22 protein-coding genes and 1 pseudogene are annotated in these 21,575 nt (G+C 58.8%); 9 read left to right on the forward strand and 14 right to left on the reverse strand.

Annotation, left to right across the window (positions count from 1 at the left end):
* Positions 1-2: 2 nt before the first annotated feature.
* Positions 3-1,202 carry a CmlA/FloR family chloramphenicol efflux MFS transporter gene (gene cml, locus FRH_RS09795; RefSeq protein ID WP_281996790.1) on the reverse strand — a complete coding sequence of 400 codons (1,200 nt, stop codon included), beginning with the start codon at positions 1,200-1,202 and terminating at the stop codon, positions 3-5.
* 313 nt (positions 1,203-1,515) lie between these two features.
* On the opposite strand from cml, the gene FRH_RS09800 reads away from it, so the two are divergent.
* The 5 genes and pseudogenes from FRH_RS09800 to FRH_RS09820 all read left to right on the forward strand — a co-directional run bounded on the left by FRH_RS09800 (position 1,516) and on the right by FRH_RS09820 (position 5,014).
* The gene (locus tag FRH_RS09800) at positions 1,516-2,307 is read left to right on the forward strand and encodes a PhzF family phenazine biosynthesis protein (RefSeq protein ID WP_281996791.1); all 792 of its coding nucleotides are present in this window, start codon (positions 1,516-1,518) and stop codon (positions 2,305-2,307) included.
* A gap of 181 nt (positions 2,308-2,488) precedes the next feature.
* Positions 2,489-3,277: a type IV toxin-antitoxin system AbiEi family antitoxin gene (locus tag FRH_RS09805; RefSeq protein WP_281996792.1), complete on the forward strand. Its 789-nt coding sequence runs from the start codon at positions 2,489-2,491 to the stop codon at positions 3,275-3,277.
* 142 nt (positions 3,278-3,419) lie between these two features.
* A pseudogene (locus tag FRH_RS09810) lies at positions 3,420-4,205 on the forward strand (nucleotidyl transferase AbiEii/AbiGii toxin family protein); the annotation flags it as partial.
* A gap of 89 nt (positions 4,206-4,294) precedes the next feature.
* Entirely contained in the window at positions 4,295-4,459 is a 165-nt protein-coding gene (locus FRH_RS09815) for a DUF808 family protein (RefSeq protein WP_139525184.1), read from the forward strand.
* 75 nt (positions 4,460-4,534) lie between these two features.
* Positions 4,535-5,014, forward strand: coding sequence for an NYN domain-containing protein (locus FRH_RS09820; RefSeq protein WP_139525660.1), 480 nt, complete (start codon positions 4,535-4,537; stop codon positions 5,012-5,014).
* Between the two features lie 92 nt (positions 5,015-5,106).
* Here the strand turns inward: FRH_RS09820 and FRH_RS09825 are convergent, their stop codons facing one another.
* The 4 genes from FRH_RS09825 to FRH_RS09840 all read right to left on the reverse strand — a co-directional run bounded on the left by FRH_RS09825 (position 5,107) and on the right by FRH_RS09840 (position 7,105).
* Positions 5,107-5,628 (reverse strand): cupin, encoded by a 522-nt coding sequence (locus tag FRH_RS09825; RefSeq protein WP_139525185.1) that lies wholly within the window; start codon positions 5,626-5,628, stop codon positions 5,107-5,109.
* Positions 5,629-5,717: 89 nt separating this feature from the next.
* Positions 5,718-6,014, reverse strand: coding sequence for a DUF1330 domain-containing protein (locus FRH_RS09830; RefSeq protein WP_139525186.1), 297 nt, complete (start codon positions 6,012-6,014; stop codon positions 5,718-5,720).
* A 60-nt stretch (positions 6,015-6,074) separates the two neighbouring features.
* Complete coding sequence (locus FRH_RS09835) at positions 6,075-6,623, reverse strand: hypothetical protein (protein ID WP_231125512.1); 549 nt, start codon at positions 6,621-6,623, stop codon at positions 6,075-6,077.
* A gap of 29 nt (positions 6,624-6,652) precedes the next feature.
* Positions 6,653-7,105, reverse strand: coding sequence for a helix-turn-helix domain-containing protein (locus FRH_RS09840; RefSeq protein ID WP_054641266.1), 453 nt, complete (start codon positions 7,103-7,105; stop codon positions 6,653-6,655).
* Between the two features lie 70 nt (positions 7,106-7,175).
* On the opposite strand from FRH_RS09840, the gene FRH_RS09845 reads away from it, so the two are divergent.
* A complete protein-coding gene (locus FRH_RS09845; RefSeq protein ID WP_281996793.1) occupies positions 7,176-8,201 on the forward strand; it encodes an SO_0444 family Cu/Zn efflux transporter in 1,026 nt (341 codons plus the stop codon).
* Positions 8,202-8,218: 17 nt separating this feature from the next.
* Here FRH_RS09845 and FRH_RS09850 read toward each other — a convergent pair whose 3' ends face one another.
* The 3 genes from FRH_RS09850 to FRH_RS09860 all read right to left on the reverse strand — a co-directional run bounded on the left by FRH_RS09850 (position 8,219) and on the right by FRH_RS09860 (position 10,531).
* Entirely contained in the window at positions 8,219-9,538 is a 1,320-nt protein-coding gene (locus FRH_RS09850) for a sorbosone dehydrogenase family protein (RefSeq protein ID WP_281996794.1), read from the reverse strand.
* Positions 9,535-9,963 (reverse strand): hypothetical protein, encoded by a 429-nt coding sequence (locus FRH_RS09855; RefSeq protein ID WP_139525189.1) that lies wholly within the window; start codon positions 9,961-9,963, stop codon positions 9,535-9,537. The genes FRH_RS09850 and FRH_RS09855 overlap by 4 nt, the downstream gene beginning before the upstream one ends.
* 175 nt (positions 9,964-10,138) lie before the next feature.
* On the reverse strand, positions 10,139-10,531 hold the full coding sequence (locus FRH_RS09860) for a RidA family protein (RefSeq protein ID WP_054641267.1): 393 nt from the start codon (positions 10,529-10,531) through the stop codon (positions 10,139-10,141).
* Positions 10,532-10,675: 144 nt separating this feature from the next.
* Here FRH_RS09860 and FRH_RS09865 point away from each other — a divergent pair, with 144 nt between their 5' ends.
* Positions 10,676-11,602 carry a LysR family transcriptional regulator gene (locus FRH_RS09865; protein ID WP_139525190.1) on the forward strand — a complete coding sequence of 309 codons (927 nt, stop codon included), beginning with the start codon at positions 10,676-10,678 and terminating at the stop codon, positions 11,600-11,602.
* A 10-nt stretch (positions 11,603-11,612) separates the two neighbouring features.
* Here the strand turns inward: FRH_RS09865 and FRH_RS09870 are convergent, their stop codons facing one another.
* From FRH_RS09870 to msrP, 6 genes are all read right to left on the reverse strand, one after another.
* A complete protein-coding gene (locus FRH_RS09870) occupies positions 11,613-13,643 on the reverse strand; it encodes an FUSC family protein (protein WP_281996795.1) in 2,031 nt (676 codons plus the stop codon).
* A gap of 2 nt (positions 13,644-13,645) precedes the next feature.
* Entirely contained in the window at positions 13,646-14,530 is an 885-nt protein-coding gene (locus FRH_RS09875) for an HlyD family secretion protein (protein ID WP_139525192.1), read from the reverse strand.
* A 40-nt stretch (positions 14,531-14,570) separates the two neighbouring features.
* Positions 14,571-14,789, reverse strand: coding sequence for a DUF1656 domain-containing protein (locus tag FRH_RS09880; RefSeq protein ID WP_139525193.1), 219 nt, complete (start codon positions 14,787-14,789; stop codon positions 14,571-14,573).
* Positions 14,790-14,884: 95 nt separating this feature from the next.
* Positions 14,885-16,678 carry a S8/S53 family peptidase gene (locus FRH_RS09885; protein WP_281996796.1) on the reverse strand — a complete coding sequence of 598 codons (1,794 nt, stop codon included), beginning with the start codon at positions 16,676-16,678 and terminating at the stop codon, positions 14,885-14,887.
* Positions 16,679-16,792: 114 nt separating this feature from the next.
* Complete coding sequence (msrQ, locus tag FRH_RS09890; protein ID WP_139525194.1) at positions 16,793-17,425, reverse strand: protein-methionine-sulfoxide reductase heme-binding subunit MsrQ; 633 nt, start codon at positions 17,423-17,425, stop codon at positions 16,793-16,795.
* Positions 17,425-18,441, reverse strand: a complete 1,017-nt coding sequence (gene msrP, locus FRH_RS09895) for a protein-methionine-sulfoxide reductase catalytic subunit MsrP (protein ID WP_054641270.1) — start codon at positions 18,439-18,441, stop codon at positions 17,425-17,427. The genes msrQ and msrP overlap by 1 nt, the downstream gene beginning before the upstream one ends.
* A gap of 229 nt (positions 18,442-18,670) precedes the next feature.
* Here msrP and FRH_RS09900 point away from each other — a divergent pair, with 229 nt between their 5' ends.
* Together FRH_RS09900 and FRH_RS09905 are read left to right on the forward strand one after the other, a co-directional pair.
* Positions 18,671-19,618 (forward strand): pirin family protein, encoded by a 948-nt coding sequence (locus FRH_RS09900; RefSeq protein WP_139525195.1) that lies wholly within the window; start codon positions 18,671-18,673, stop codon positions 19,616-19,618.
* Positions 19,619-19,761: 143 nt separating this feature from the next.
* Positions 19,762-21,531: a mechanosensitive ion channel family protein gene (locus FRH_RS09905; protein WP_139525196.1), complete on the forward strand. Its 1,770-nt coding sequence runs from the start codon at positions 19,762-19,764 to the stop codon at positions 21,529-21,531.
* Positions 21,532-21,575 lie beyond the last annotated feature (44 nt).

A 21,575-nucleotide genomic window follows, 5' to 3' on the forward strand; every position in this document is an offset into this window, starting at 1 on the left:
CCTTACGTTTGTGATTCAGCACGCGCTAGGCAGGTGAGCAACACCAGCGTCAGCGCTGCCATTCCACCGGTATAGGCGATCAGCGGCCAAGCCGTGCTGCCATCCAGCACTACCACCACCGCGGTGCCTATGCCGCCGACGATCAGGCTTTGCACACAAAAGTGTAGCGCCACGGCCGTGCCAGCCATGTCGCTGAAGTTTTGCAGCGCGCCATTGGCGGTGACAGAAGTGATGAATACAATGCCCACCGCCGCCAGCCACATGGGCACGACAAACGACCAAAGGCTTGGTGTGAAGAACATTTCCCCCAGCCCCAGCAGGCCTGCGCTGATCAGCAGAACCAACACGCCACGCAGGGCGCAGCCTGGAATGCCCCAGCGCGTTACGAAACGTTCGGCAAAGCGCGCTGTGACGATCATAACCAGGGCCACCGTCGCAAAGACAACGCTAAACCCCAGCTCGGTTAAACCAGCGCCTTCGATGAGCACTCTAGGGGCTGTCGAGAAGAATACGAAGAACGCCCCCATAGCGGTTCCGAACGCAACCGTATAGACCCAGAACTGAGTACTTTTAAGCACCCGCCCCACATCCACCATGCGAGTGGTGGAGTATGCCTGACGTGATTCATGCCATCTCGGGAAGGCGTAGCTGAGTGTGAGCAGAGCCAGAATACCCAAGGTGATGAATAGGGCGCTCCAGCCTAGATAACGGGCGATCAAAGCACCCGCAATAGGCCCCACCGCAGGTACGACAGCCAGCATGGCATTCATTAGGCTGTAAATAACCGCGCTTTCAGGTGTGTTGGCGTAAACATCACGCACCGTAGCGAACATAGCGACGAGCATGGCGGCTGCCCCCATGGCTTGTACCAGCCTGAGTGCAACGAATAACCAGGCCACCGTTGTGAACGCCAGGGAGAATGATGCGGCCACAAATATGAGGGTGCCGCCTATTAGGATAGGGCGGCGACCCATGCGGTCTGAGAGCGGACCAAAGAGGATCTGGCCAGCGCCGAGCATGATCATGTAGAGCGTCAATGTAAGCTGAACGACGTCGGGTGTGGTATCCAGAATATCCGGCATGGCGGGTACTACCGGCAGATAAATATCCATGCCGAGTGAGGCGAGAAGGTTGAATGGGGCCAGCAACGCCAGCGCGAACGGAAGGCTATACGCCCACTGTCGAGGGTTTTGAGCAGACACAAGGAAACTCCGTGCAAATACGCTTATTTGACGGCAGCCTGTCGAGTCGATTGAGTGATGGTCAGGCGGCCGCAACAACAGAAACGAGGGGTTGCTGCGGCTTATTGGTCTGCTTTTTTGGAACCCATGTGTGTGCTTTTTCAATCATGTGTTGATGGCTGATTGAGCGTAACAGAGACAACGCTTAGAAGGCTACTCGCGCTCATAGGTAGGCTCAGCGAGCTTGCCTTCTGCTGGACTTTGCTAACCCTCACCTGCATGCACGTTTCTACGATATCTTGATGAGATTATTTTATTTGCGTTGGGATAACTCATGAAAATCGACCTCTACCAAGTAGATGCTTTCGCCTCAAAACCCTTTGAGGGCAACCCTGCCGCCGTGTGCCCGCTAGAGGCGTGGTTGGATGATGCGCTTCTGCAGGCCATTGCAGCGGAGAATAACCTTTCCGAAACCGCATTTTTCGTACCCACGGAAGCGGGCTATCACCTGCGCTGGTTTACGCCTTCGGTGGAGGTGGATCTGTGCGGCCATGCCACGTTAGCGGCGGCGTGGGTGGTGTTTCATGCCTTGGGCGTGGTGGCCGAGGCGGTGGCCTTTGAAACCAGAAGCGGTGTACTGACCGTTCGCCGTGAAGGCGATGTGCTGACGATGGATTTCCCCGCAAAAACGCTCGCCCCGCTAGACATGCACGCGGAAGTCGCCGCTGCCCTAGGCGGTATCGAAATCGAGGAACTGCTGATCTCGGATGACATTGTGGTGGTAGTCGAGGAGGCGAGTGTGATCGAACGCCTTATGCCGGATATGCAGCGGCTTAAACAGTTACCAGGGCGAGGTGTGGCCGTTACCGCGAAAGGCGACGACGAGGATTTTGTGTCTCGCTGGTTTGGCCCCAAGGTCGGCGTGGAAGAAGACCCGGTCACCGGCTCGGCGCATACGTCGCTCGCACCTTACTGGGCAGCGCGTTTGGGTAAGCAAGCGCTGACTGCCCGCCAGGGTGGCGCTCGCCAAGGCGCGCTGAGCTGCGTGGTAGAAGGCGAGCGCGTGATGATTAAAGGCCGCGTTGCGCCTTATCTAATGGGGCAAATCACGCTGCCTGATAGCTAATGAGCATAAACTATGGCGATGAGTCTCAGCGGGAGTATCAGGATTGAAAACAAACAGGTAAATAAGCATACCGTTCTTTTGCTTTATGAATCTGGTGGTTTGTGGTCTATAGGTGCACCCAATTTATATTTTTCAAAGTCGAGTGTGGTAAATCCTTTAGTTGAATGCTACTTTGTGTTCTATGAGTACACAAAATAGATCAATACTGAAGAGTTTATTAGAAGCCATACCACCTGGGTTTATGGCGGATACCGCTTGGCTTGAACGACATGGCGTTAGCCGCTTTCTGGCACGTAAGTACGTCGAGAACGGCTGGCTAGAGAGGGTTAACCGAGGCGTATTTCGGCGTCCTGCGCCTAGCACAGCCATCGATTGGAAAACCTGCCTGCTCTCCATTCAGCACATCATGCGTTATGACATTCATATCGGTGGCACCACGGCACTCTCCTTGCAGGGGTATGATCATTATTTACGTTTGGGCAGCCATGCGCCTGTTTGGGTATACGGTGATACGATCCCTAGCTGGCTCAGTAAGCTACCACTTACCGCCCCCATCAAAATCCGCAACACGTCACTGTTTTCTGATTCATCGCTAGGGCTAGCTAATCAAAGACACAATGATGAAGACGCACTGCCATGGGAGTGGGTGCTGAATATGTCGATGCCCGAAAGAGCGGTGATGGAAGCTATGGATGAGCTGCCCGACCACGAGAGCTTTCATCACCTCGATATGCTCTTTGAGAGCTTGACGACGTTACGCCCAAAAGTGCTGTCCGTGCTGCTACACAGTTGTAAGAAGATTAAGGTAAAGCGGCTATTCTTTGTCTTTGCGGATCGCCATGACCACCCTTGGCGCAAGCGTCTTGATGTCACCGCGTTCAACCTTGGCAGTGGCGATAGGGCACTCGTCAAAGGCGGTAAGATTCATCCACGCTATCGTATTATGGTGCCTGCAGAATTTACGGGGTAGGAGGCTAGCGATGGCACGTGAGGTTTATGAGGCGCAGGTTGCGCTACTTGTACGTATCCTTCCGTATGTTGCTAAGGAAGAGGTCTTCGCGCTCAAGGGCGGCACAGCGATAAACCTGTTTTAACGTGATTTTCCCCGGTTATCGGTGGATATCGATCTGACCTACCTACCGATGAAAGATCGAAGTGACAGCCTTACTGATATCAACGAAGCAATGGACCGCATTGCGGTGTCTATTGAAGGCGGCATCGTTGGTGCCAAAACGCAACGTATAAAAGGCGGCGGTGGTGGAGCCACGCGTTTGCTGGCGCGTCTTGGTGGTGCGGAGATTAAGATTGAAACGTCACCCGTTGCACGTGGTATCGTTCATGAGCCTCAAATGCGCTCAGTGTCCGATACTGTTGAGGATGATTTCGGCTACGCAGAAATGAGGATCGTTTCATTCGAGGACTTGTTTGGCGGAAAACTGCATGCCGCCTTAGATCGTCAACATCCGCGTGATCTTTATGATGTGAAGCTACTTTACGATAACGAGGGCCTAACGGATGCTTTGTTTCGCACCTTGTTGGTTTATATAGCGAGTTCTTCGCGCCCTTCACATGAGCTACTGAATCCAAACCTCATCGATCTTGATCAGCCTTATACACAAGAATTTGAGGGTATGACCAGAACTCCTGTTAGCCTCGAAGAACTGTTGAGCATACGTAAGCGATTGATTGCGGATATTCAGTCACGCTTTGATGAAAATACCAAACGCTTCTTACTGAGCCTGCATGACGGTCTACCGGATTTTGATGCCATCGGCCGCCCAGAAGCGGCCAATCTGCCTGCGGTACGCTGGAAACTCATCAACCTAAAAAAACTGAAAAACGATAACGCCTCGAAACATGCTGAGCAACGCCATGAGCTGGAGCACTTGCTGGGATAAGAGGTGCAAATCGGGATGCGAAAGAGACCGCTCGCCCCAGCCACCGTGTGCTTTACTATCTGCAATGCTGATTCACGGAGGAAGCCCCCATGGCCATTGGCGGCTTGATAGGATTACTGGACGACGTTGCCGCATTGGCGAAGTTGACCGCAGCATCACTGGACGATGTGAGCGCAGCCGCTGGGCGAGCAACGGCGAAGGCGGCCGGGGTGGTGTCGCGCCTCGTGCCTATCCAGAGGGCGCATTCTAAATAACGGCGCGGTACCATGCACCCTTACCAACGCCAGCCTCATGAGGCTGGCGTGTTATTACTTGCCGAGGCCTTTTCCATGACCCGCGTCGCCATCTTCGTCGATACCCAGAACGTCTATTACACCGTGCGCGAGGCCTACGGCAAACACTTCGATTACCGCCGTTTCTGGGCCAAGGTGACGGCGAACCGGGAGGTGGTGGCCGCCCGCTGCTACGCCATCGATAAGGGCGATGCCAAGCAGCGCGAGTTCCAAACTATCCTTCGCTCGATTGGGTTTGATGTCCGGCTCAAGCCCTTCATTCAGCGAGCGGACGGCTCCGCCAAGGGCGACTGGGACGTCGGCATCACTCTCGATGCCATCGAATACGCCGAGAAGGTGGATGTGGTGGTGCTGGTGTCCGGCGATGGCGACTTCGATCTGTTAGCCCAGAAAATCCGTGAGGTGCACGGTAAACGTGTCGAGGTCTACGGCGTGCCCCAGCTCACCGCCGCCTCGCTCATCAATGCCGCGAGCGAGTTCATCCCCATCGAGCGTGAGCTGTTGTTGGGCGGATAGCAGCGGCTGAAAGACCGGCTGAGCCGAATACGTTGGCTTATCGGCTCATTTTGTGAGCCGATAAGGGGCGGTAAGGCGGCGAATCCGTCTTATCAAGGCGTCGCCGATTGCCAGAGATCGCTCAATGGCCCCCCGACCGGGCTGAACTCGGGAATCGCCACGCGGGCTGCGCGGTTTTGCGCTTCGCCGAGTCGTGCGGGGTCACCGAGCTCGATCTCGGGCTGCTGGTTAGGGGGATAGGCACCCACCATGCAGAAATCATCGTCGGCGGTCAGACTGGCGTGGCCGACACCGGCAGGTAGTACCAACACATCGCCAGGATAAAGCATCAATGTGCGGCCGTTAGGACCCCCCAGGCGTGCCAGGGTTTGCCCGCGAAAGATACCCAATGCCTCATGAGCCGTTGAGTGAAAGTGATCGAAGTCGTAGAGGTGATAGCGCCAAGCGGGCAGCCAGTGGTGGCGTTGGAACAGGCGTTCGAATGCGTCGGCTCGCTTCTCCGCGTCGCTGGTGTCGACGACATGCCGGTAAATCAGCACCGGTAAGGCGGCGTTGGGATAGCCGGTGGCACCGTCGGCATCCAGGTAGAGTGTGTCGGGTGACGGAGCGTCCATGATGTCCTCCTGAGGCTGATGGAAGCGTTACATGCGTCAGCCTAGCCACTTTTTCTGCCCTTAACAGCGTGGCGCTTGTTTGGGGAGTCTCATGCCTCTGTCAGGCCATCCACCAGGAAGACACGGTAATCGGCGCCCTGGAAGCGGTGCTTGCGGGCCTCTTGGTAGGCGGGGCTTTGGTACCAGGCGCGGGCGGCGGCCATGTCGGGGAAGCGTAGAATCACCGCACCTTCCATGTCGCTGCCTTCCAATACTTCAACATCGCCGTAAAACGCTAGCGGCTGCGGGTCGTGGCCTTCGCGGGCGGCTTTGGCTTTTTCGCTATAGCGCTGCATCTCTTCGCTGTCGTGGGTGCGCTCACGGGTCAAAACGATATAAGCGGGCATTCCTTTCTCCTAGATAAGATGACAAGACGCTCCAGCATACCATTGCCGACGGACGCTGCCTTATGAATCAGGGCGAGTGGGGCCGTCGGTGGGTGTGTACGCGTCCGTTTCGATCACGGCGTCGTCCTCTACCGCGCGTTCGAGCTGGCGGTGCTCTAGGGCAGCGAGTGCGATGCGGTAGCAGTCGTCGATGTGGCTGTTACCCATGTATTTCATGGCGGTAAAGCTGATGCCGCCTGCCACGGCACTGCCGATCAGCGGTACGAACTTGGACGCGCCTTTTGCCGCCACCCGAACGCCCATTTTGCTAAGTAGCGAGACGATGAGGTTCTGGGTGATGTATTTGCCCGCCATCTTGCTGCCGGTGTTGGAGATAGCGGTCATGACGAACAGCTTGCTCTCGGTATCCAGGCCGTCGATTTGCTCCGGTGTCAGGCCAAACTGGCTATTAATTTTGGGGATGATGCGCATCAGAATCGCCACGTCCGAGCCGATATCCAGTCCCGGTACGGGGATGATGGCGGTGCCCGCTGAGAGTCCGGCACTTTTGGTCACCATCGCTTGGCATGTCTTTTTGATGGCCTCGAGTTCTTCCTTCGTTTCGATCATGGGCAGTTCCTTTGGGGGATGGCCGCGCGTCATTTGAGCAAAGATTGGCTGTCGCCACAGCGGGTGTCACTGCAGCTGGGCTGGTGCTCATACAGCGTTTGGATGATTTGGCAGTCGGCGGCTTTGCCGCCCCGGCACTGGTGCACCACTTGGCGCAGCTCGTCCGCTAGCGCCTGCAGTTTGGCAATGCGCGCCTCCAGGTGCGCGAGATGGCGGCTAGCAATGTCATCGGCGGCGCTGCAGTCGGTGTCAGGGTGGTCTGAGAGCGCTAACAGCTCCTGAATGCTGTGCAGGTCTAGCCCCAGGTTGCGGCCATGGCGAATGAAGCTGATGCGCTCGAGCGCCGCCTGGTCGTAGTGTCGGTAGCCCTGTTCACCGCGTTGTGGGGGCGGCAGCAGGCCGAGTTTCTCGTAGTGGCGAATGCTCTCCGGTGAACAGCCGGTGCGGGCGGCCACTTCGCCAATGCGGTAGACGTGTGTCATGGCTTGACCCTGTAACGATGACAGGGTTTAGGCTAGTCCTTATTCCCCGAGTGGACAAGCAGGTGATGACATGACGCTGATGACCGAGCTGCTGCAAATTGCGCTGACGGCGGCCCCGTGGCTGCTGCTGGGGCTGGTGATTGCCGGCATGATCAAGGCATGGTTGCCAGAAAGCTTGCTACAGCGCTGGATGGGCGGGCGCGGCCTGGGCAGCATCGTGAGGGCGGCGGTGATTGGCATGCCCCTGCCGCTGTGTTCCTGCGGGGCGATTCCCACTGCGATTGCCCTGCACCGGGGCGGCGCGGGACGCGGGCCAACGACCTCGTTTTTGATCAGTACCCCAGGCGTAGGTGTGGACTCCATATTGCTCACCAGCGTGCTGCTAGGCCCGTTGATGGCGGTGGTCCGTGTGGCTGGCGCGTTAGCAACGGCCATTGTGACGGGCCTGCTGGTCGGTTTTACCCGCGATGCTGCAAAAGCCAGCCCCGCCGTCGCTTCCGCTGGCTGTTGCTCCTCGAGCGGTTGCCATGACCATCACGCTAACGCCGATGAGCCGGGTGGCTTGAAAGCGGGGCTGCGCTATGCCTTTAGCGACCTATTGGATGATATCAGCGCGTGGATGTTTGCCGGACTGTTGCTGGCGGGTGTGTTGGTGACGCTGGTGCCGCCGGATACGCTGGCGCAGTTTTCGGGCGGTGTGTTGGCGCTCATGCTGATGGCCGTGGTAGGGGTCCCGCTGTATATCTGTGCGGCGGCGGCTACCCCGGTGGCCGCTGGGTTGCTGTTAGCCGGTATCTCGCCGGGAATGGCGCTGGTGTTCCTGCTGGCAGGGCCGATTACCAGCTTGGCAACGCTGGCCATTTTGCGCCGCGAGTTGGGTAATACCGCGTTGGCGGTCTACCTTGTCTGCGTGCTCACCGTGACCGTGCTAGTCGGCTGGCTGTTCGATGCGGCCGTTGCCTTGGCCGGTTGGAACCCAGTGGAGCAGGCCAGCCAAGTGCAAGAGCTACTGCCCCACTGGTTGGAGTGGTTAGCGTTGGTGGTGCTGGCGCTGGTGGCTATTAGGCCGGTGCGCCGCCGCGTGATGGGGTTTTAAACAAGCGCACGGGCTGGTCACTCGCGCCTCATTGACGCGTCGTCCGGGGTCACGCGCCAAATGGCGTTAGTGAGATCGTCGGCAATGATCAGTGCACCGTCGGGGTCGACGGTCACCCCCACCGGGCGACCACGGGTGCTGCCGTCATCGGTGAGAAAGCCCGAGACGAAATCGACGGGGTCACCGCTGGGCTGGCCATTACTAAAGGGTACGAACACCACTTTGTAGCCAACGGGGTCGGCGCGGTTCCAACTACCGTGCTCGCCAATGAACACCCCGTTGGCAAACTCATCACCCATGGACGCGTTCGAGAAAGCCAGGCCGAGCGGTGCCACGTGGGAGCCTAGGGCATAATCCGGCGCGATGGCACTTTCGACTTTCTCCGGGTTGCGAGGCTGCACGCGGGGGTCGACATGCTGGCCCCAGTAACTGTAGGGCCAGCCGTAAAAGCCGCCTTCTTGAACGGTAGTGAGGTAATCAGGCACGAGATCTGGGCCTAGCTCGTCACGCTCGTTGACCACCGTCCATAGCTGGTCGGTGTCGGGCTGGATCGCCATGGCGGTGGGGTTGCGAAGCCCCGTGGCATAGGGCCGGTGCATGCCGGTGTCAGGGTCGATCTGCCAAATTTCGGCGCGATTGACCTCTGCCTCCATACCGCGCTCGGTGATGTTGCTGTTGGAGCCAATCCCTACATACAGAAACTCCCCATCGGCACTGGCGGTCATCGCTTTGGTCCAGTGGTGGTTGATCTCGGCGGGGAGCTGGGTAACCACCTCGGGTGGTCCGATGGCCTGGGTTTGGCCCTCTTCGTAATCGAAGCGTACCAGGGCATCCTGGTTGGCGACATAGAGGGTGTCATCGATCAGCGCGAGGCCGTAGGGAGCGTTAAGATCTTCCGCAAAGGTGGTTTGCTCTTCATAGCGGCCGTCGCCATCGCCATCGTGTAACAGTGTCAGCCGGTTACCGCTCTGCACGGAGGTCGTGCCTTGTGATTTGATCAGCCCAGCCACGAAATCCTTTGGCTTGAGAGAGGGGGCGTTACCACCGCTGCCTTCTGCCACCAAAATATCGCCATTGGGCAGCACCAGGGTTTGGCGGGGGATCTGCAAGTCGGTGGCTATCGCGGTAATCGTGTAGCCCTCGGGCACGTTAGGGAGAGTGTCGCCCCACTCGGCGGGTTCGGGCACGCTCATGCTGGGCAGCAGGCCGCGGGAAGGCTCGGGTAGCGTGGGGTTTGGCCCGTAGCGGGTGAACTCTTGGGCGCTGACACTACCGGCTGCCAGCATCAAACAGAGCGGCGCGGCATAACAATGCGGACGTCGTAGAGCGCGCTTCATGGTTTACCTCCGTGGCCAAAACGGGAAAATCCCATCCAAACGGCGGTGCCCGCAAAAATGGTGACCACCATGGAGAGGGCAAAAGCAATCGGCATCATGCCCCAGGCGTCTCGCGAGTGGATCAGGGCGTTCACAAAGCCGAGCACCCACGTGAGCAGCAATAGTGCGGGATAGATCAGGAGAATGATGCTGCGCGACCTGGCACGGAAGAAACTAATGAGGGCGCTAAGCAATGCGAGCCCCGCAAACACCAATCCACCGGCATTTAGCCAAGCGGCGAAGGTGGCCCACTGGATTTGATAGCTATTGGCGTAGGCGTAGTCGCTGAGCGTGGCGCCTAGAAACAGCGGCAGACACCCCACCAAAAACACCGAATGAAAGAGGGGCAGCCCACGTTGATAGGTATGCGTACGGGTAGCTGTCACGGCATGCTCCTTATGCTGATCTAGCGAATGGCACTACCTGGCAGAAGTGATGCTGAGCCTCCTTGCCAAGCAATGGTGTCCTGTAGTGCCTACCCAGTGTAGGACAGCCGCCAAGATTTACCCAAAGCGAAGCAAGCATCGCCTGAAGGTGGCCGCTGAAGTGTATGACGAACGGTTATGCAGGGAGCCGAGCGATGACCTTGATCTCAAAGTCGAATCCCGCCAGCCACGTCACCCCGACCGCCGTCCAGTTGGGGTAGGGCTTTTCTGGAAACGCACGTGCTTTGGCGGCCATCACCGTCTCGAACTGAGTGTCGGGGTCGGTGTGGAAACTCGTCACATCGACGATATCCTCGAAGCTAGCGCCTGCCGCTGTTAAAACTCGCTGCAAATTGTCGAAGGCGAGCTGTACCTGGGCAGCGAAGTCTGGCTCGGGGGAGCCGTCTTCACGGCTGCCAACCTGGCCCGACACGAATAAAAAATCACCGGTGCGGACAGCCGCCGAATAGGCGTTCTGCTCATAAAGCGCCTGGCGGCCCTTGGGGAAAACGACGTCGCGCTTAGCCATGTAACTATCTCCATTCGTAATTAAAAAATGACTCGTTACTGACGGTGATATCACTTTATGGCGGCGACAGGGGGTGGATAAACGGCCAATTCTGTTCAACATTGTTTGGATATTTCAAACAATGTCGAGGCGTTTGATTCAGCCATGGATCGTTTCAATGCTATGCAAGCATTCGCCCGTGTCGTGGAAACGGGCAGCTTCACCAAGGCCGCGGAAACACTTCACTTGAGTAAGACCAGCGTGACGCAGCTCGTGCAGCAATTAGAGGGGCGGCTGCGCGTTAAGCTGTTGAATCGCACCACCCGCAAGGTGAATGTGACCGCAGATGGGGCCGCTTACTATGAGCGAGTCATCAAGCTGCTGGCCGACCTGGACGATGCCGAAACAAGCCTTTCTGCTGCGTCGCTGCAGCCACGCGGCCGACTGAGGGTCGACGTGCCCAGTCCGTTTGCTCGGATGATCTTGATTCCAGCCTTGCCCGCTTTCTACGCTCGGTATCCCGAGATTCAGCTCGATCTAGGGGTGAGTGATCGCAGAGTGGACCTTTTGGAAGAAGGCGTGGACTGCGTCGTTCGCGGCGGAGAGATGACGGACTTATCGTTGGTGGCACGTCGGGTGGGGGATTTGACGATGGGGGTTTATGCCACACCTGGTTATCTGGAAATGCGTGGTTATCCGGCGCACCCGCAGGCGCTGTCACTCCCACCCCACTACATGGTGAATTTCAGGTGGGAGCGGACAAATATGGCGTTTCTCAATACCTTGAGGCGTGATGACGAGAGTGTCACCGTGCAAGGGAGCTACGTGATCTCGGTTGATGACGGGAACGCGGGTTTGGCCGCTGGTTTGGCGGGGCTCGGTGTCCTTTGGCTCCCGGATTATATGGCCCGAGAGCATGTGTCTCGCGGTGACCTGGTGCGTTTGTTTGACGATTGGCACATTGATCCGATGCCCATGTATATCGCTTTTCCACCGAATCGGCACGTGAGTGCCAAGCTGCGCGTGTTCATGAACTGGGTAGAGGCATTAATGGCTCAGCATGCGCCTCGGGTGGAGCGACGTCGTCAATGAGCACGAAGAGTTATGTCGTTCGTTCCGCCATGAGGCGCGCCAACCGCTCCAACGCCAGATCTAGTCGCTCGACCAAGCCTTTCAGCAGCACGCGGCGATCGCCTGTCACGTTGTCGTGGCGGGCGAGAGCATCATCCAGCTGTTGCCCCGCGTCGAGAATGCCCTGAGGAGGGCGCCCGTTCGCACCCGCTTCAAAACCGTTGGCAAGCGTGCGCAGCAAATGCGCGTGGGCCTCGCGAATGTGTGGGTGCGGCGCGGTATCTAATTGATCTCGCAGGCGTAGGATGGCCGTACCCACGTCGAGCCCGGTGAGCCCCAGTACGAAGAGGTGGCGCTGCTCTTCTGGCAGCAGGTCATCGTGCTGGGCTAGGTGCAGCAGGCGGTCGGCCATATGGCCGCTAAAGCGCGTTTCCGCTTGATGGGTGGCGCGCTTTCTGAGGTCGTTAATGTCGCGGGTAATGGCGTTGATCAGACGCCGTTTACGCAGCTTGGCACCGGGCCCCGGCAGCAAGCGAAAGGCCATGACCACGCTGGTCAAGCCAATCACGACCGCGACTGCCCGGTTGGCAAAGGCATCGAACGAGAAATCCATGCCGTTACCGGGCATGGTCAGCAGAATATTGAAAATCGTAAACGCGAGGCAGTACCCCATGGTGGCCGGCTGGGTGGCGCCGAGTAGCCCCAGAAATAGCGGGGTACCAAAAATCAGCGCCAGCAGCGGGAAGCCGTTGACTTGCGACAGCAGCACATGGCCAAACAGAAACGCGCTGGGAATCGCGGCCAGCATGCCTTTGTAAAACATCATGGTGATGGCAATGGGGTTGTCGCGGCTGGCAAAAAACGCAGAGAACAGCGTTCCCAGCATCATCGCGATCATGGCGCTTTGCCAGGCAGTGACGATCCAAAACGTGGCCAATAGGGCAAACAGCAGCCCCGAGCGGAGGGCGTTGATGCCTGCCGAGAGGTGGTCGCGGTGCCAGGCCAGCGGGGTGGAGCGCAGCCGATGGCGGCTCGGGTGGGCAATGGCCTCGCGGGCATCCAGCATGACCATGGCGTGGCCAATCGTCTCCCGCAGGCCCAAACGAACGCGACGATCCAACGGCGCTTCCGATGTTGGCTCATCGCATGTATGTACATGGGTGCGCAGCGTCTGCAGGGCCGCTCTGGCCTCGGTCACGCCCTTGACGTGCTCGGCATCGCGAAACTCTTGGGCGATGCGGCGGGCGAGTTCGATGCTGTGGGGGGCTAGCCTGTCTGCGTGGTCGAGCATCAGTTGGTGAAGTGCCTGCAGCGTGGCGAAAAAGCGTAGCGTGCGCCGGGTGAGTACGTGGGTGGCGCGCACCCGGCCTGGGCCAGCAGGGCCTTCAAAGCGGGCAGCTTGGCTGTCGGTTTCCAGCACGGTGAGCGGGGTGAGACTGCCGCGCAATGCGTGTTGCATGGCGGTGACGTCGTCGCTGGCATCTAACCGCAACGCCGCGTGGGTGAAGGCCTCGTTGATCACCGTGTCGGCTTGGGTCGCTAAATGCGTGCCCACATGCGATGGCCACAGTAGCGCGCTGACCAGCATGGCGCACAGGGCGCCTAGCCCCAGCTCGGTCATGCGCGCGACGGCGATATCGAAAATGCCCGCCGGGGTGCTGCCGCTGGAAATGACCACGATGAGCATGGCCGTTACGGCCGCCATGAGGCAGCCGTAGGTGTAGTTATTGCGCCACAGCGAGCCGACGTAGGTACACAGCATGATCCAACAGGTCAGCGTCAGCAGGGCAGGCACCCGTGCCTGGGCAAACAGCGCCATGATGAAGATACCCACCAGGGCGCCCAGCGCGGTGCCCCCTAGCTGGCAAATGCCTTTCTCGACCACCATGCCGCTCATGGGGCAAATTTGTAGAAACGCTGCCGAAATCAACGCCCAGTAGGGGCGCTCCACGTCGAAGGCCAGCGCCACATAAAGCGCCAGCATCATGGCCAGCGTGGTTTTAATGGCAAATTTTACCGCCGTGGCGCTGGGCGTGAGATAGGTGCGTAAGAAGGGCGGCATGGTTACGGCGAAGTGGCCTGAGCACTCGGTTCAGGACGTACGCGCACGGTGGCGGTCATGCCCACGCTGAGCAGGGTGTCGTCGGGAACATCGTCCAAGGTGATGCGCACAGGAATACGCTGCGCTAGTCGCACCCAGCTAAACGTGGGCTGTACTTGGGGAAGCAGCTGTTGATTGAGCGCCGTGTTGCTGTCGGCAATGCCGCGGCCAATTCCCGCGACGCGTCCGTTCAAGTGGGTATTGCCATTCATCAGCACCACTTCGACCGGGTCACCCACCTCGATGGAGGCCATTTTGGTCTCTTCGAAATAGCCCATGACGTAGTAGGAGTCATCGGCGATGAGCGCCATCACTGGCGTACCGCGATTGACGAAGTTGCCGCTGGTGAGTTGAACGTTGAGTACATGCCCTCTCACAGGGGCGACGACCTGGGTACGGGCGAGATCGAGCTGCGCGCTCTCCAGCGCCGACTGCGCCTGTTTGACATCGGCTTCGGCTATCCGCGAGTTGATCTGGGCGATCTGCTGGGCCTCGGCGCTAATGGCCTGGCGGTTGCTCAACTGGTTGCGACGGCCTGCTTCGGCACGGTTGAGCTCCAGGGTGGCTTGCCGATGCTCCAGGGTCGCCTGGGCGCTATCGACGGCGGCTTGGTAGCGGGTATCGTCGATGGTAAACAGCGTGTCGCCCTGGGCAATATAGTCGGTATCGGCAACGTCCAGGCGCTTTACCCAGCCGGTGACGTCGGGGGCGATGGTGATCACGTCCGCATGAATCCGGGCGTCCCGTGTCCAGGGGGTGTAAAGATAGTAGCGCCATAGCCACGCCCCTGCGGCGATGGCGATGGCGACGATCAGTAGCGTCAGCAGCACTCTCAGCGATGGGCGCATAGGCGTGTCTCGATCAGGTAAAAAACATGGGCTCAGCCCATTAGGGATGTGCGAGCACCGTCGCGAATAAAAAAGTGGTGGCGGCGGTCAAGATGATAAACAGCGAAATATCGAACCACGCCTCATACCAAAGCGCGACGTGCCCCACCACCCGATGCAGCAGCGAGCGCACGACCAGGGTGGCAATGAGGCCAATCAGCGCATAGACCAGCAGCGGGCTTATGAAAATACCGCCGATGGCGATCTCTTGAAGTCCCATTCGTCGTCATCCCTTTGAAAACGCTCTAAGAATAGGCGAAGGCCGAGCTGCGGGCCACTTTGACTTTTGCGTCATGATGCTGACTTGTATCACGCTTAGCGTTCGCGGCTCAGGCTCTGCACGGTCAAGTCGAGCGCTTTGTACATATCGAGCCGCGCAGAGCGTCCAATATCGGGATGATTCAGCTCGTTGGCGCGTTCCGAGGGGAGAATCGGCGCGGTGAGATCGTCGGCATCGGTGGGTTCGAAGTCGTACTCTTCGCCGATGGTCATGGCGCTGCGCCTTAGCAGCATGCGTAGCTGAGCCGGAGAGAGCGCGGGGTCGATCGACATCATCGCTGCCAGCAAGCCGCCGACCAGCGGCGTGGCATAAGACGTACCGCAGTGGGCCTCGCCCGTTTCCCCCGCCACGGCGGTGGAGCCATGCACGCAGGCGGCCGCGGTAATATCCACACGCATATCGATATTGGAGGCGTTGCGTTTGACTGCATAACCGGGGTCGTTGACCGGGACGTCTTGCTCGCTGCGCTCGTGCCCGCCCACCACGAAGAGCTGGTCGGTGACGAACGAGGAGGGCAGGCGGTATTCGTCTCGGCTGGAAAACGACGAGGCGTTCCCCGCTGAGTTGACCACCACCACGTCGGGGTGCTCCTCGCGTAGCCATAGGAAGAACTCTTCGAGCAGCTCTTCGTAGCCGCTCATGGCGATGCCGGAGCGTACTAGGGAGTCGACTTCATCGCCGTTGATGTCGATTGCGCCGACGCGGTGGATGCCCCAGCTCCAGTTGATCACTCGGGCACCGTCTTCGACCAAATTCACCGAAGCGGCGACGTTGGCGGTAATGCCTGCATCCGAATTGCGGTCGACGATCACGTCAAATCCTGGGCCAACGTCATCTAGCCCGCGCAGAAAGCCACTGTTGCCGCCCTCGTTCCAGGCGGCGGCGAAGACCCCCGCGACCGTGGTGCCGTGGCCATCCGGTTTGTCGGCGTCGCGGCCGTACACGCAGGTGCGCTGCGCGTCCGCTCGGCAGTCACCCAGATAGTCGGCGAAATCTGGGGCGTCAAAATCGACGTTGCGCTCGATCACCCCAATGCGAATGGGCTGGGTGTCGATCTCATCGCCCGCGCGCCCTATGCGCCGTTGATAGAAGTTCACCGCATCGAGAAAGCGGTTGGCGGCCCACTCTCGATCGTCTTCGGCGGCAGGGGGCGTATCGTTCGGTTCGCGCTCGATGCTCTCCTCGGCGCCGGACTCTTCGGTGACCACTGCATCGACGCTGACCTCATTGCCGAGCCGCAGCACCAGGGCATCCCTCTCATCCAGATCATTCGCGGGCAGACGCAATTGGTAGGTGTTCAACGGGGGGATCATGCCCACGACCTCGGCACCGTACTTATCCGCCAAGCGCCGTGCCTCTTCGGCGCCGTTGTGGCTCTCTTCGATGATCAGGCTGACCAGATTCACATAGGTGCTAATGCCGTCCATGTTATCGGCGACGTCCTCTTGCGTGGCCGCGATTACGTGGCTGCCTCGTAGCGTCAGCCATACCGGATTGCTGGCGCTCTCCTGCTGTTCGATCCATAGCGGGCCGCTCTCGGCCTGCGTCGCGTCGATGTGCAGGCGTAAAAGGTCACCCTGCCGCTCGATGTGATCGGCTGGCAGCGGTTCGCCGTCGAGTTTTACACGGTACGCGGCGCCGTTGAGTCCGCTGACATCGAGACAGAATTCCTGCGTGTCCAGGGTGAGTAAGTTGCCACAGCGCTGTAGCGCTTCGATGCGTAACGGCGCATCGGCGTCGGCCGCTGGTGTCATCATCACCATGCCGCCGACGCACAGTGACATCCATCCCCAGTTCCAGCGTTTCGCGTCCACATACCGTCCTGCCATCCTACTGACTCCTTTCCATCATCCTTGGATCTCACCTAGCCTACATCGCGTAAGCTGAACGCAGCGTGAACACGTCCTCCTCATCGGGCAGTGTCCTTATCGGTCTTGGCCGTCCTAGCGGGTGCGGAGCTTAGGCAGCGTGCGAGCCACCGGCGGCAGGCGCGTTGCCATGATGAGCGCTGCGAGGGCGGCATACATGGCCCACTCCTGCATGTCGGCGCGTACCACCCAGAAAAAGTGCAGCAGCACCAGCCCCAAAATGCCGTAAGAGCATTTGTGCAGCGGCTTCCAGCGTTTACCGAGGCGCTTCATCGCCCAGCGGTTAGAGGTCGCGCCCAGCACGGCGAGACCGATCAGCGCGATCATGCCAACGATGATATAGGGCCGTTTGATGATCTCGCTTCCCAGCCGAGACCAGTCGAGGCCTAAAATGAACAGGGCGTAGCTGAGCAGGTGCAGCGTAGCGTAGGTAAGCGCCCAGAGGCCTAGCTGGCGTCTGATCAGTGCAAAGCCTTTCCAGCGGGTGAGCTTTGTGAGCGGCGTCAGGCAAAGGGTGAGCAGCAGCATCCACAGCCCCCCGGTGCCGATATTGAGCAGCAGATAGCGCCCTGGCTCGGGGCCAGCGGCGTTGTTGGCGACCATCCAGCTCCAGTAGAGCAGCGGCGCGAGCGCGGCTAAAAAAACGCCCGCCCGCCATATCCACCATTTCGTCTGGCCATGGGGGGAGCGACGTGTGTGGCTGCCCATCAGTAGTGCTTCCTCAAGTCCATACCTGCGTAGAGTTCGGCTACCTCGTCGGCGTAACCATTGAACATCAGCGTGTCGATGGTGTTGGTGTTGAACAGGCTGTTGGGCAGTCGACGCTCGGTGGCTTGGCTCCAGCGGGGATGGTCGACCTCGGGGTTGACGTTGGCGTAGAACCCGTACTCGTCGGCAGCGATCTGCTGCCAGGAGTTGAGCGGCTGCTCTTCCACCAGTGAAATACGCACGATCGACTTGATGCTCTTGAAGCCGTATTTCCAGGGCACGACCAAGCGCAGGGGCGCGCCGTTCTGGTTGGGAAGCTCGCGGCCATACATGCCCAGCGCCAAGATCGTCAGCGGATGCATGGCTTCGTCCATGCGCAAGCCTTCCACGTAGGGCCATTCGATGATCGAGAAGGAGGAGCGCTGGCCGCGCATCTGCTCTGGGTCGACCAGGGTTTCGAAGCGAACGTACTTGGCGTTACTGGTGGGCTCGGCACGCCGGATGATGTCCGCCAGCGGGATGCCCAGCCAGGGAATCACCATCGACCAGGCCTCGACGCAGCGCAGGCGATAAATGCGCTCTTCGAACTGGGAGGGTTTGGCAAGGTCTTCGAGTGCTATGCGCCCGCCGTTATTGACTTCGCCGTCGACGACCACGCTCCAGGGCTGCGTTTGTAGGCTGCCCGCGTGGCGGGCCGGATCCCGTTTGTCCGTGCCGAACTCGAAAAAGTTGTTGTAACCGCTGGCATCATCGAAGGGGGCAATGCGATCTTTGTCCGGATCAGTGGGCGTGACGCTGCGCCATTCGGTCTCGCTGATTTTTTCTTGGAGCCAAGGCGGCGCATTGCCCTCGGGAACGTCGGTATACGCATCGCTGGCGTGGACACGCCCTGAGAGCGCAAGCCCAGCACCCAAGCCCGCCATGCCGCCCATGAAGCGTCGCCGGGAGAGATAGATCGATTCAGGCGTGACGTCGGATTCGTGTAGATCACTCGGTTTGGCAATTTTGATCAGCATGGAAGTATCCTGTTTGTGCTCGCCGAAAAGCCGTCGCCGTTTGACGTTGACGGAGAAAAAAGGTTCTACGCTCCTTGTATCATGACATTTAGTGGCGTCGTCTGTGCATAAGTTGAGCGTATTGCCTAACGTGACGAGGAGAGAGACAACACGTTTATTCAAGGCAGTGCCGCTCTGTATCCGCTATACCCTTATGACGCAGAACGCAAACATGGTGGAGAGCCGGATAATGAGTTGGATGCCTGATATCGAGCCAAACTGTCCTGATGCTGGCCGACTGGAGGACATTGAGACGCTGATCGTTCCCCGAGCCCGCGACATCGGCGGTTTCGAGGTGCGTCGAGCGCTGCCTGCTCCGAAAAGACAAATGGTGGGGCCGTTCATCTTCTTCGATCAAATGGGCCCGGCCGAATTCCTGCGTGAAGAGGGCATTGACGTGCGGCCGCACCCGCACATTGGGCTAGCGACGGTCACCTATCTTTACCAGGGGGAGTTTCAGCACCGCGATAGTTTGGGTACGAACCAGATGATTCATCCGGGCGCAGTGAATTGGATGGTCGCGGGTAACGGCGTCACCCACTCGGAGCGAACGAGTTCCGCTACCCGTAAACGGGATCACTCCTTGTTTGGCATTCAAACCTGGGTAGCACTGCCTGAGGCTTATGAGGATAAGCCCGCTAGCTTTGCTCATCACGGTGAAGAGACGCTTCCACTGCTTCGCGGCGAAGGCAAAGAAGTGCGTCTGATTTTGGGGAGTGCCTGGGGCGAGCGCTCCCCCGTGCAGACCTTTTCGGAAATGTTTTATGCCGACGCAGTGTTGGCCCCTGGTGCCAAGCTACCGCTGCCTGATCATCATGAAGATCGTGGGCTTTATGTTACCTCTGGCGCGATTGTCGTGGCAGGCGAGACGTTCGAGGCAGGACGTATGATGGTGTTTCGGCCGGGTGATGCGATGACCGTGATGGCGGGCGAGCAGGGCGCGCGGTTGATGCTTCTGGGGGGCGAAACCCTCAATGGCCCGCGCTATATCTCTTGGAATTTTGTTGCCTCCTCACGTGAAAAGCTGGACGCCGCCAAGCAGGCGTGGGTCGAGGGTGACTTCGAGCACGGCCGTTTCAAGCTGCCGCCAGGAGATGAGCACGAGTTCGTTCCCTTTCCCGGACAGCCTGAACATTAATCTGCGCGCTTGCCTGATGGAGAAACGTGGTCTGTACTTTGGTCCAACATCGACACGGATAGCTCACGAGAGGGCGTGAGCGGGCGGCGCAAGCCGCGGGTTGATGGACGATTATTGGCTCACTTTCACTCAATAAGGCAAGTATGAAAAATCACAGCGCGTGGCCAATGTGGTGTGTGCTGGCCGTTACGCTGCTCTTTACCAGCGTAAGCATGGCGCAGTCACAAGGCGAGGAGAGCGCAGACTCCCGTTGGTTTACCATGGATGCGATCAACACCGGGTTGGATGACGTACCCGAAGAGGCGAAGCGCATGTCGCCGAGGGAGAGCATTCGCAGCTTTTTGAATTTCACCGAAGAGGAAAATTACGCCGATGCGGCGCATTTGCTCAATCTTGCGGATATCGATCCCAGCGAGCAAGCAACGCGTGGGGCTGAGTTGGCTAAACAACTTGCCGAGGTCTTACGCCGCGGCGAGTGGCTAAACGCGTCTAACTTGCCCGGACGCCAGGACGCCGCCATCGAGGACCCTTCCGGCCAGAACCCGCAGGCAGGCCAACCCAGGCGCAACATCGAGCTAGCCGCGTTACGCGTAGACGGACAAGCCTACGATGTGCGTTTGGGTCGCTATCGCGTTGGCGAAGAGGACCCCGTTTGGCTGATCATGCCGGAGAGCGTGTCGTCGATTCCGACGCTTTATGAAGAGTACGGCCCCTCCATGCTGGAGAGCTACATCCCAGAACGTTTCAAGTCCTCGTTTGGCGTCCTGAAAGTCTGGGAGTGGCTGGCAATTCCTGTCTTTCTGGTCATCATTGGTATCGTTGGCGTCGCCACCTATTACCTTGTCGGGCTCATTGCGCGTGTGTTGCCCTCTGGCGTGTCGACCATTTTTGCCGATCAAATCGGCGTGCCGGTCGCGCTGATCGTGATGTCGCTGGTCACTCAGATGCTGCTCGATTATGTGGTGTCGTTTTCGGCCGTGGCTACCACGACGTTTAGAGTACTGCTGATTGCGATCATGGCCTGGGGTGCTGGCACCATTGCGCTGCGATTAGTGGATACCATCATGCTGCGCATGACGCGCCGCTTGGTGGGTGAGATCGATGACACCAAGCCTAGAGACAAGCGTCGCCTGTTAACCTCGCTTTACGCTTTGCGTCGGGTGATTATTTTGATCACCGTCGTGTCGGTGTCGGTTTATGTACTTGGGCAAATCCAGCTGTTTGAGTCTTTAGGCCTATCCATTCTGGCGTCTGCCAGCGTGTTAGCGGTACTGGTGGGTATCGCGGGTCAGGCGGTGTTGGGCAATATTTTGTCCTCGTTTCAGCTCTCGTTGGCCAAACCAATCCGTATTGGCGACTTGGTGATCTTCGAAGGACAGTGGTGCTACGTGGAAGGGATTTTTTATACCTTCATTCGCCTGCGCTCCTGGGATGAGCGGCGGCTGATCGTCCCCGTTACGTACTTTACCTCCAAGCCGTTCGAAAACCTCTCGGTCAAGAGCACCAAAATGTATCGCTTTATGGAGTTAACCCTGCACCTCAGTGCGGATATCTCCCAGGTACGCGAGAAGTTTTTCGAATTCGCCAAGGAAGAAGATAGCGTGATCGAGCACCACAAGCTGCTCTGCTATGTCACTGGCCAAACCGAGCACGCGCAAACGGTCACCTGTTATCTGATGACCTCAGACCCCATGGCAGGCTGGACCGCGGAAATGAACGTCCGCGAGAAGCTGATGGCCTACATACGAGACGAACACCCCGATTGGTGGCCCCGCGACGTGGTGGTGATTAGCCATCATGATATCGCGCGTGGGGAGCGTGCCGCACCAACGAGCGGCCAGCAAAAGAGAGCGACTGGAGAGACCAGCGAGTCAAACGACTCAAGTGATTCGCCGGACGGCAGTGCGGAGTAAGTTCATCAGAGAGGGCAGCGGCTAGACCGCTGCCCTGTTACTAG

This window comes from Halomonas sp. A020, assembly GCF_027943625.1.
GTDB classification, from domain to species: domain Bacteria; phylum Pseudomonadota; class Gammaproteobacteria; order Pseudomonadales; family Halomonadaceae; genus Vreelandella; species Vreelandella piezotolerans.